The sequence below is a fragment of the Bradyrhizobium sp. MI1.3 genome, assembly GCF_055811695.1.
This window is the reverse complement of sequence record NZ_JBVVPQ010000067.1, coordinates 25,961-36,625: the sequence shown is the minus strand read 5'-3', so window position 1 is coordinate 36,625 and position 10,665 is coordinate 25,961. Positions and strand designations below refer to the sequence as shown.

General features: G+C 60.0%; 10 protein-coding genes and 1 pseudogene. 6 read left to right on the top strand and 5 right to left on the bottom strand.

The features are described 5' to 3' along the window. Positions 1 to 503: 503 nt before the first annotated feature. Positions 504 to 1,835 carry a tyrosine-type recombinase/integrase gene (locus tag AC0L3A_RS32520; protein ID WP_473255889.1) on the bottom strand — a complete coding sequence of 444 codons (1,332 nt, stop codon included), beginning with the start codon at positions 1,833 to 1,835 and terminating at the stop codon, positions 504 to 506. Between the two features lie 638 nt (positions 1,836 to 2,473). On the opposite strand from AC0L3A_RS32520, the pseudogene AC0L3A_RS32515 reads away from it, so the two are divergent. From AC0L3A_RS32515 to AC0L3A_RS32495, 5 genes and pseudogenes are all read left to right on the top strand, one after another. After that, positions 2,474 to 2,748 (top strand): annotated as a pseudogene (locus AC0L3A_RS32515) (AbrB/MazE/SpoVT family DNA-binding domain-containing protein). 113 nt (positions 2,749 to 2,861) lie between these two features. Further along, positions 2,862 to 3,086 (top strand): hypothetical protein, encoded by a 225-nt coding sequence (locus AC0L3A_RS32510; RefSeq protein WP_473255888.1) that lies wholly within the window; start codon positions 2,862 to 2,864, stop codon positions 3,084 to 3,086. A gap of 72 nt (positions 3,087 to 3,158) precedes the next feature. Then, positions 3,159 to 5,255 carry an ATP-binding protein gene (locus AC0L3A_RS32505; protein ID WP_473255887.1) on the top strand — a complete coding sequence of 699 codons (2,097 nt, stop codon included), beginning with the start codon at positions 3,159 to 3,161 and terminating at the stop codon, positions 5,253 to 5,255. 129 nt (positions 5,256 to 5,384) lie between these two features. Continuing rightward, positions 5,385 to 5,576, top strand: a complete 192-nt coding sequence (locus AC0L3A_RS32500; RefSeq protein WP_473255886.1) for a hypothetical protein — start codon at positions 5,385 to 5,387, stop codon at positions 5,574 to 5,576. Positions 5,577 to 6,265: 689 nt separating this feature from the next. Then, entirely contained in the window at positions 6,266 to 7,141 is an 876-nt protein-coding gene (locus AC0L3A_RS32495) for a type II toxin-antitoxin system death-on-curing family toxin (protein WP_473255885.1), read from the top strand. 614 nt (positions 7,142 to 7,755) lie between these two features. On the opposite strand, the gene AC0L3A_RS32490 is transcribed toward AC0L3A_RS32495, so the two are convergent. The 4 genes from AC0L3A_RS32490 to AC0L3A_RS32475 form a co-directional block, all read right to left on the bottom strand. Next, positions 7,756 to 8,433, bottom strand: coding sequence for an SNARE-associated domain-containing protein (locus AC0L3A_RS32490; RefSeq protein WP_007596452.1), 678 nt, complete (start codon positions 8,431 to 8,433; stop codon positions 7,756 to 7,758). Positions 8,434 to 8,487: 54 nt separating this feature from the next. Continuing rightward, entirely contained in the window at positions 8,488 to 8,970 is a 483-nt protein-coding gene (greA, locus tag AC0L3A_RS32485) for a transcription elongation factor GreA (RefSeq protein WP_007596453.1), read from the bottom strand. 40 nt (positions 8,971 to 9,010) lie between these two features. Beyond that, positions 9,011 to 9,526 carry a hypothetical protein gene (locus AC0L3A_RS32480; RefSeq protein WP_007596461.1) on the bottom strand — a complete coding sequence of 172 codons (516 nt, stop codon included), beginning with the start codon at positions 9,524 to 9,526 and terminating at the stop codon, positions 9,011 to 9,013. Positions 9,527 to 9,676: 150 nt separating this feature from the next. Beyond that, the gene (locus AC0L3A_RS32475; RefSeq protein WP_007596462.1) at positions 9,677 to 10,015 is read right to left on the bottom strand and encodes a hypothetical protein; all 339 of its coding nucleotides are present in this window, start codon (positions 10,013 to 10,015) and stop codon (positions 9,677 to 9,679) included. 254 nt (positions 10,016 to 10,269) lie between these two features. Between AC0L3A_RS32475 and AC0L3A_RS32470 the strand changes: the two genes are divergently transcribed. Then, positions 10,270 to 10,503 carry a DUF3551 domain-containing protein gene (locus AC0L3A_RS32470; protein WP_007596464.1) on the top strand — a complete coding sequence of 78 codons (234 nt, stop codon included), beginning with the start codon at positions 10,270 to 10,272 and terminating at the stop codon, positions 10,501 to 10,503. Positions 10,504 to 10,665 lie beyond the last annotated feature (162 nt).

Below are 10,665 nucleotides of genomic sequence, written 5' to 3'. Positions count from 1 at the left end.
TTCACTCTCTCCTCAGCTATTCGAGGAGGGGCAATTCCTCGTGACGCAGAGGGGGCAGTTTTCCACGGCGCGCGACACCTATTTGTACGCCACAGCGACCCAGCAGCCGCACCTGCGAACTTGATTTCTTTCCTGTTAGAGCTGCGTACAATCTTATCGGCTCAGACCGATCACGGTTCGGGACTGAGGCATGAGCGGCAAGGACGCAAAGGTTGCGATCGAGGCGTTAGAGCTACCAAATAGTCGGAAGATGCCACACGCCACGAAGCGGCATCGTAAGAACCGTGGCATGCCGCCGCCCGCGACCTTCGATATCGATGCGCTACCGGGCAGCTCTAATTTAACGGCATTAGAGGCGGCCGCGGTCATCCGGCGCACGCCCGGAGCGCTGGAGCAGTGGCGGCGCGATCCGAACCACCCGCTGAAATGGCGCTACGTCGATGGCCGGCCCCTTTATCGTGTCGATGCGGTGCGCGACTATCTGGCCAAGTGCGACAAGACCACTAGGGCGCCTCAGCCGCATAGTGCTCACGGAGACGTCCGAGGAGCTCGGCCTTGATCGGGTCAAGCGGATTCGTCCGCTGCAGGCGCACGATTTTGCCGACCCGTTTCGCGCCGACCAACTCGGCAATGTAGTCGTGAGCCGCTTCGAACGCCATCTTGCGGATGATCCACTGTTCGTCGTGGTTGTAGACCTGATCAATTCCGCTAGGTTTTTGCCCGACACACAGCCGTTGGATTTCGTTGTCGTAGCCACAACGCGACATGATGGTGCGCAAGCTGCGCCTTAAGTCATGCATGGTGAACTTGGCGACGCTCGCTTCCTTGACCAGACGGTTGACCATCTTGGTGAAGCCGGACATCTGGCCGCCGGTCTTTGGTGATGGGAAGACAAAGTCGGAGGTTGCCCGCTGGAAATGTTTCGCGGCCGTGAGCACCTCGTCAACCAGGTGAGTGCGCGGCACATCGTGGTGCAGCCCCATCTTGGTCCACGCCGCATCGAAGGTGATACGGTCATCCATGATGTGCTTTCGCCACTCGATCATGGTAGGCTCGCTGCGACGCGGGCCACCGAGCAGGCACATGCGTGCCAAGAGACCGAAAGCCCCGAGCTTGCCGGATGCATCCCAGACCTTGATGATTTCCTCATCGGTCAGCGCGCGACCCTTTGTTCGGCGTCCGACCCTTTGCGCGCGGGTTTCCTTGGGCGCGCGATAACCAGCGAGCACGTTGTGCTCGACATAGCCCTCGCCGACGCACCATTCGAGCAAGGTATGCACGTGCTTGCGCAAGTCCTTGGCCGCACCGCGCTTGCCGGTCTTAGCAATCTTGTCGACCACAGCCATGATCTGCCGTCGGGTCAGGTCCCCCACGCTGCTCTCGGCGTGATCCTTGAGCCCGCGCCGCAGCGCCGACATTGCTGGCTTCCAGTTGACGACTTGACGTTCGGTCAAGGACGTCTGGTAGGGACCATCTTCAACAATGAGGGTCGCGAGCGTGGTGCGCTGCTTCGCGGCGGCCTGTTGCCGCCTCGCCTCGCGCTTCGCATCGTTCGGGTCCAATCCCCTGACGACCTCGCCTGCGGCGATGGTGGCGGCTTTGCGCGCGGCCTTCTCGTTATATTTGGGCCACGCGCCGAGGGTCTTACGCTGGGTTCCCCTCATCCCCGGCTTGGTGAAGAGATAGACCCAGGTCCGGCCACCGGTGGCACGCATGCGCAAGGCGAGGCCGGGCAGCTTGTCGTCGTGGAGATAATGTTGCGCCTTACCGGGCGGCAGCGTTGCGGTGCGGATCACCGCATCGGTGAGTGTCAGCTGGTTGGCCGGCTCCGTCATGATCCATTCCCTCTCTCAGTGCCCTGATGTGCCCCGCAAGAAGGGCGGTCAGCCCTCGAACAGAACCGGGCCTCAGACCTTCCCCTTGCCGTGTGCCCGCGCAGGGAGGATCCACAGACCCAAACAGAACGGGGTCTCAGACCTCCCCCCGTTTTTGTGCCCCAAGGGAAAATCCACGGCGGGCACAACAGGGGCATACAAAATGTAGCAAGGCAGCTATGGGCGCTTATGGGCAAATAAGGTCATAACCCTCGTCAATCGCAGGTGTTTTTACATTCTAACTATGGCCGGATTTGGTTGGCTCGGGTCTACGCATTGTGGTTCACACGGGAGAGGTCCAAGGTTCGATCCCTTGTGCGCCCACCATCCACCTTCCTGAACCCTGCTGATTGTGGACCTATCGTCGACACACAGTGGCGTGTCGGGACCGTCTCAATCACAAAATGTCGAAAACAACCCCATGCACAGTAGCCGGCATCAGTCGGATCAATGGGTTACAACCATGCTATTTTTCCGAAATTCCGCTTGCTCCGTCGGGCAAAACAGGCGCATGATGGCATCATCTCCAGCGATCGGAGTCCGCTCCGTCCTCTCTCGACGCGCGAACCCGGCCGATCTTACTCACCGAAAATGTCCTGATGGCTGCCGACAAGCTGACAACGACCGTTTCGACCAAGGGCCAAGTCGTCCTGCCGAAGGCAATCCGCGAGGAGCACCGCTGGAGGGTGGGTACACGGCTCACGATCGAGAGCACACCGGACGGAGTGCTTCTGAAACCATCCTCGCCGTTCCCGGCAGCCAAGCCGGCGGATGTCTTCGCGTCGCTACCCTATCGAGGCAAGCCCAAGAGCGCGAATGAGATGGAGGCGGCATCGCCGCACAGGCGCGACGACGACGTCACGCTGGCGATTGATACCAATCTGAAATTTCGGTGACAGTGCACTTAACTCGCCATAGCGAGCGCCGGACTAGTTAAGCGCAAAGTCACCGTAATTTGGGGTGCATCCGCACATCAAGGATCAGATCATGGGGCATGGCGCCGACGACATGAGCCGCCTCTATACCAGCGTACCCCAACCGAATCTGATCGAAGCCATCAACACTCTGCCGACCGTCCCCGATTGGCTCGACGCGGATTGGATGAAGTCGCCGGTAGCGCTGACCGGCGGCCGGGCGCAGACACTGAAGAAGGTTGAGCGCGACACGGGCAACAAGGCGCTCGCCGCGTGCCAAGCGCGCCGGGCGGCGTAAGCCAAGCGAAGCCGTTTACAATGTCGCCTACGGCGCGCATGGTACAACATTCGCACGCATCGGGATTTCATCGTGGCAACCCTTACTCAAAACATTGAAAATCGTGTCCGAAAGCTCCCTAAACCGTCCAATGCAACGCAGGGCTTGCAGCCGCTCTTCGAGGCTGTGAGCAATTCGATCTACGCGATTGAAGACGTATTGGGGGCAAACGTCGCCAAAGGCAAGATTTCAATCCGCGTCAAGTCACTGTCCGACTCCGACAAGATCGAGATTGTTGTGGCCGACACCGGGATAGGTCTCGATGCTAAACGTTACGAAGCGTTCTGTGAAATCGACACAGACTTCAAACGTGCCAAGGGCGGCAAAGGTGTTGGCCGCTTGTTCTGGCTGGACGCCTTTAGCTCGATCCTCATTGAGAGCGTCTTTGACAGCCCAAGCGGGAGGCTTCGTCGGGTCTTTTCATTCGTTTTAGAGCACGATGACCAAGTTAAGCCGAGCGGGGAAGACGAGCCAGCGCCGGGTGCTTCGACCGGTACGACCATAACGTTCCGTGGCTTACGCACAAAAGAATATGCGGACACGTTTCCGAAGCGAGCCGACACCTTCCTTCGGTACTTCAGTGCGCACTTCATCGCAGACTTTCTGTTGGGAAGCGGTCCGACGATTATCGTCGATCTCGATGGCGATGTTACCACCTATCCCAATGCCGTCGCGGAGCTCACAGTAGGCAAGCCACTAAAGACTGGCGCGTTCGAATTAAAAGAGTTTGGCGAATTGTCGATCGTCGGTTTCACTTGCAAGGCAGAGGCCAGCACGGGGCTTGACGGGAAACATCAACTCCACCTTCTCGCGAATGGTCGAACGGTCGAAACGCGCAAGGTCGATAGTTTGCTCGGAGTGACCGATCTTACACGCGACGCGACCAAAGACCTTGTCTTCCATGGCTGTGTCTCTGGCGAATACCTAGATTTGCGGGTGAATGAAGGCCGAACTGCATTCAATTTGACCGAGAAGACGCTTAACGAGATCAGTCGCAATTGCATGGAGCAGGTCCGAACAAAGCTGCTTCCGGCCCAGGTCGAAGCCTTTGTCGAGGCACGCAAGGAAAACTACCAATCTTTTGTCAGTCGGTATCCGACCTTCGGCTTTGATGATGACGAGACCCAACTACAACGCGTCCCATTTCACGCAGCCACCGCAGAGGATTTTGCGGCTGGATTGGTGAAGTATCAGATTCGTCGAGAGGAAGATCGCCAGAAAACGTTGCAGGCGCTTATTGACACGCTGGACCTGCAAGACATTCCTGAAAACTTCGAAAAGGCCGTTAGCGACGCAGCAAGGGAAATCCAAACGTCGGAGCAATTGGCGTTAGCGCAGCACGTCGTCCGTCGAAAGCTTGCGCTTGAACTGATGGAAAAACTGATCAAACGTCTTCGCGCTCGAAAAGACAAGGAGGATGATCACTTCCTCGAGAAGACTTTGCACTCCTTCATTTGTCCGATGAACGTTCGGGGCGACGACCCGACAGAGGTTAAGAGTCGCGCTCATGAACTCTGGATTGTGGACGAGCGGTTGGCGTTTACACGGGCTTTCTCGTCCGACAGACGCCTGGACGCCATCATGGCGAGTGGTGGATCGGCTGAGCGACCGGACCTTTTGGTCTGGAATTTGGCATATGGCTTGGGTGTGACCGAGACCGACTCAGTGGACACCTCTAAACCGCTTCGCACGATGATGATCGTTGAGTTCAAGAGGCCAGGCCGCAGAGATTACAAAGAAGCCGAAGATCAAATTGAGGCGCAAATAGTGAAGTACCTCGGGCAACTACGAGGTGGTGAACTTGAGTCGTTCGACCGTACTCGGATCAGAGTGGCGGAAGATTGCATTTTCCATTGTTATGTCGTCGCGGACATCGTTGGAGACTTGGAGCAGCAGTTGTCGAATTGGGAAACAACTGCCAATGGTGAAGGGCGCATTCGACCGTTGAAAAATCACTACCGGGGCTCGATTGAAGTTATCCAATGGCAAGACCTCGTGAACGATGCATGGGATCGCAATAGGGCTACGCTTCATGCTGCGGGCTTGAGCAGGTCAAAGCGGACCCACATCGAGGCTCCGGCTGTCGCCAAGCAGCCGGAACAGGTATTCGATCCGGCCCTCCTTGCGTAGGGAGCGCCTACACGACAAACGGCACCCAGTTTCCCAGGCGCCCCTCTCGTCAGAACAGCTGGAAATTACGGTGACAGTGCATTTAACTCGCCAGCGAGCGCCGGACCAATTAAGTACACTGTCATCGACATGGATTGGCTCGATCAAGCGCTGTCCATTTTGTGGAACCTCAGTGCAAACGCGAGGATATCAACGCGCAACCAGCTGAAGCGCGATGGGATTTGGATGCAGCAACGCGAACCGACGTCTATTGCCCAAATCGAGCTGGCGCAGGTTGGCCGCATCTCTATCGAGCGGATCAATCCGCCGTTCATGCTGTAACTCGACCGCAAGGCAGCGAGTTTGGAGCGGGCCTAGCCTACGTTATCGAGCACGGCTGGCTGATGCGTCATGAGAGCGCGACCTATGTAAGGCTTCCGCATGCCTTCAACGACCTGCTGTGACGGCGCTGGTTTTGGATCGAACGCGACTTATGTAACGTTGCTTTCGTCTTGCGACCATTCAAGAAGGGCCCACCGATGAAGTGCATGGTTTGCGAAGACGTCGGCTGGGTCTGTGGAAACCATCCGGACCAACCATGGGACGGCCCCGATGCGTGCAGCTGCGGTGGCGCCGGCGCACCTTGCCACGCCTGTAACCGCCCGGCAGCCGGCGACATCCCGCGAATGCCGAGGGGCTTCCGGATCGCAGTTGGCAAAACCGAGCGCCGCAGTTGAAGCCCCGCTAAAGTTTGGAGCCGCGCCTTCCATACGCCGATCCAACACGATTCCGCGTCGCCCCTGAAAACACTGCGCGATGCCGCCGATCATCGCGCATTGTCATGCTGGCCCGCGTCGCAGTGCTGCGCGTGCTCAATCACGGGAAGCACCCGCCCGCGGCCGACAGACGCAAAGCGGTCAATCGCTACAAGGTAATCCCTCGAGATGATCAGTGCGATTTTCGGACTTGACAAAGAGGCACCAGACACACGAAACACGCTGCCCCACTATGGACCACCTCAAGGGCAGGCCGTGGAGCTGTTCAATCCCGAAGTGCAGGCCGAATTCGAACGCGTCAACGCGCTCATTGTCGACGATCCGTTCGCGTCGCAACACACGCTTGGCTTGCGGGACGTCATCCGCGCGCACTTCCTGATTGTCGACTTCTTCATCACCGAGCAGCGCGAGCTGGGTGGCGTTGGTCCAAAGGACATGAAGCTTCTGGAGTCCGCCCTTTATCGCGCGTGGGTGGAGTTCGGCGGCGTTGCGAAGTGGGCCGATCCGTTCGAGCGGATAGCCACCACGCTCTTCGGCCTCATCAAGGATCACCCGTTCCACGACGCCAATAAGCGAACGGCGCTCCTCTCGATCGTTTATCTCCTCTCCAAGCACGGCCGCACGCCTAAGTGCTCCAAGGACGCGTTCGAAGACTTCACCGTCGAAATCGCGGAAATGGAGATCATGAAGCGGTCGCGGTATCGACAACTGCAAAACGACGACGAAGATCCGGAAATCAAATATATCTCCCTCTGGCTCAGACGGAACACGCGGGAGATCGACGACCGGGAATATACGGTCACCTACCGCGAGCTGCGCCGCATTCTGCAACGCTACGGCTTTGTCCTGGAAAGCCCGAACAATAACGCCATCGACCTGATCCAGGTCAAGCCGCGAACAGGCGTCGTCGGGTTTCTGGTCGGAGGCGAGACCAGACGCCGCATAGCCAGGATCGGCTACCCTGGCGACACAAAGCAGGTCTCGAAGGGCGATATCCGCAACATCAGACGGCTATGCGAGCTGACGTCTCGCCACGGGATCGACTCTCATAGCTTCTATCACGGCAGTGACGACATGACCTCCCTGCTTGCCGAGTACCAGGAAAACCTACGTCGCCTTGCTAATCGCTAGCGGCAGCGGTCAGTGTCGCAAAGACGAAGCAAGCGATCATCGACACCAATCCGCCAGCAAAATGCAAGTAGCATCCACCGAAAAGGGAAAAGTGTGGATGACTAGAATTCCTTGGTGGTAAACGACCGGAACGGCTAGCGAACCCGGCCTATATTGCCAGCAGACGGGGCACTCCCCTGCCTATGGTTGCCGCCGGCCCGTTAGGGCGCGGCGCTTCCAGGGGACGGTCCGTAAAGCGTCGGTCGACGGCGGTATTCCTGGCCAGATGCCGACCCCTCCCCTTTTGGGATCGAAGGCGAACTTACAATAAAACGCCGGTTCCTCCGCGGAAGATGCCGCAAGACACGGGTTGTTCACAGCCAGTGAAGCGTGGAAGATCCGAACACGAGACAATGACAATCTCCTCCCAAGCCCGCGCTGCCCGTCCGCCAGATAACGCGCAAGTCCGACGCGGGAGGCTTTCGTCGCGCGTCCGATCGAGATGTTGAAAACAACATGCACAGAAGCGGACATTAGTCAGGTCGGTATTTCTAATTTCCGAAGTTGACTGCCTCGTCGGACAAGAACAGCGGCATGACGGCATTTTCCCACGCTGAGCAAGGAGCAAGATCGCCCTACGCAGCCCGCGCCGGCCGCCAGGCCGCGTAGAGACCGACCAGGGTTCCGATCGCAACCAGTGCTGCGGCCAGCAGCAGCTGCAATTCCCCGTCGTCGGTGGTGCCTACGGACGACACAAGTCTGCTCACGACGACGAACAGAACGCCCACGGAGGCTGCTGCCCCCACGCCGAGATAAGCGAGTTCGCGCGTCAGGTTGCGGCCGAGGAGTCCGAGCGCCGTGAAATACATCGCGCAGGCGTTGGGATGAACGAACAGGGCAATGCGCGCGTAAGGGCCGTAGGCGTCGAGGAGGGACTCACAGCGGTTCAGTGCCGCCTTTGAGGCAACCCGCTGCAACAGCGGTCTGAAAAAGCGAGCCTGTCCGTAACTCAGGACGGCGCCCGCGATGATGGCCAACCACGCCACGATGAAGACGGGGACGTCCGCGGGCTTCGGATTGAGCGCTACGGACATCAGGATAAGAGCGGTTCCGGGAAAATAGCCAAAATACGGGAAGACCGACTCGAGTAGCACGCAGACGAATATGAAGACCGGAAACCACGACGAACCGGTTGCATCCTGGACGACGGCGTTCAAGTCGAACAGATCAGTCTTGTACAGGACGAGGTACATGCACATGGCCAATCCGGCCAGCGCGTAAAACGGCAACGCCCCCGACAGAAACCGCCTCATCCAGCTATCGCGCCTTGTTGCGCGGACACAGCGGAAACCATCGATAAACGCCCCCTACCCAATCGACAAAATCTCGATCTCCTGCGCACCCGATCCCACGACATCTCCGACCGCCTTCCCCATCAACGACTTTGCCACCGGCGCCACGAACGAGATCGTGCCGGCCTTGGGATCGGCTTCGTCCTCGCCGACGATGCGATAGGTTTGCACGCGGCCATCGGCGCGGCTGAAGGTCACCGTGCTGCCGAAGGCGACGACATCAGTCGAGGCCGGGGCGGGAATGACCTGCGCCGTGCGCAGCCGTTCGGTGAGATAGCGGGCGTCACGCAAGGGCACCGCCGATTGCCGTCGCTTTTCGTTGACGTCCTCGATCGCCTGCGCAGCTTCATAGGCTTCGCGTGCGTCCTGAAGCTGCCTTTGCAGCGCCTGCAAGCCTGCTTCCGTCACGAGGTTTGGATGCGGCGAGATCGGCCGATCCGGCAACAGCGTCTCGGCGGCGGTTTCCGCGCTCTCTTCTTTGGTAAAGGCAACGCTCAAGTCGAAATTCCTGTCGAACTGTTCGGGCTCATGGCCAGGATCATATCTCAAGTTCGACGAAACGGCGCAGCTTGAAGACGATGTCCGGCATGGCCTGGCGGAACCGCGTGGCATCCCGGAATGTGGTCGAGAACGGCGCGAAGGTGATCATCGCATTCCAGTGCCTGTAACCGTAGACCGTGACGGAGGCACCGGTCGCCGGAAAATTCTCCAGCTTGCGCAGCTCGCCCAGGACGAGATCGGCGATCGCTTCAGCAGGCAGCAACTGCTTGCCATCAGGCGTCGTAGCGATCTTCGCGGGCGGCTCGACCGGCTTCGCGGCAGCCGCCGCCGCACCGGGCGCGTTCTCGGAATTGTTCTCTGGGTTGTTCTCGGCCTTGGCCGGCGGCGTATCGGCGGCGGGCGGCTCGGCCAGCTCAAATCCGTTCGTCGGCGCTGTCGGCGGCGGAACCTCGATGAGCGGCGGCGGCACAATACTGTCTGCGGCGCGCCTGTTGCCTCCCAGGATGCTGCTGATCATGGCCACGAGGCCAGCATCCTTCACGTCGTCACTCATTACTCCCCCTAGGCTTCGGCCTACTCTAGCACCGCTCGCGCGGACCGCCACTGGGGATGTATGGCCGGATTCCGCCCGGCCAAGGTCCTATTTTGACGCGATGGCACCGGCGGTGCGATGCCCGATCACGCCGCGCCGCCGTGCGATCCGTCACTGCTTATCGAACGGAATGTATTGCTGGTACTGCTTGGGCACCGAGCTGCGGTAGCGCGCGGGCACCGTGCCGCTGTCGACCGAGTGATCGATCTCCTGCTGCCGCGTCATCTTCTTCTTCGCCGGCTTTTTCGACGCACTCTTTTTGGAGTCGGTCGGCTGGCTGGAAGCGTCATTGGTTGCGCCCGGCGCGGTCGTCGTCGCTGCCGGCGCGGCGGTTGTCGTCGCAGGCGCCGCGGTTCCGGCGGCGGCTGGTGCGCCCTGCGCCAACGCGAGCGGTGTCTGCATGAGAAGCGCCAGCGCTGCTGTCGCAGCCAGCAAGTATGATTTCTGCATTAGAACCTCCAAAATACCTGATCCGAATAAGGCAAGCGTAGTTCTCCGGGATCGACGCGTGCAAGTCCGTTCACGATAGGCTCGAACCCCACCGTGAACTGTGGCCGAGATCACATTGCCGGCGGCAGGCTGCGTCATGATGTGCCTTGTCGCGAACGCAAGGCATTCTGGCGACACCAACACAGGCATGACTGCGCAACAGACGAGCCAGGCTCGCTGACATTCCCACCCACTCGCTCTCGAAGGAGACTGACATGCGTCGCACCATCCTCACTCTCGCATCGCTCGCGGCCCTGCTCGCCGTAGCATCCCCGGCCGCCCAGGCACATCCTGCGAACGATCGATATTGCATCCAGGGCCGCTCGTGGGGTTACCCCGGCAATTGCCAGTTCGCCAGCTATCAGCAGTGCCTCGCCACCGCCTCCGGCACATCGTCTTATTGCGGCATCAACCCGCGCTACGCGTTCTCGCAGCAGCGCGACTACTGACGAATTGGCGGCGTGGGGGGGGGGGGGGGGGGGCGGGCCGGCGGGCGGGGGGGGGGCGGCGGGCGCGCCCCCGCCCCGGGGGCGGGGGCGCCGGGGGGGGGCGGCGGGGGGGTGGGGGGGGGGGGGCGCCGGGGGGGGCGGGGGGGGGGGGGGGGGGGGGGG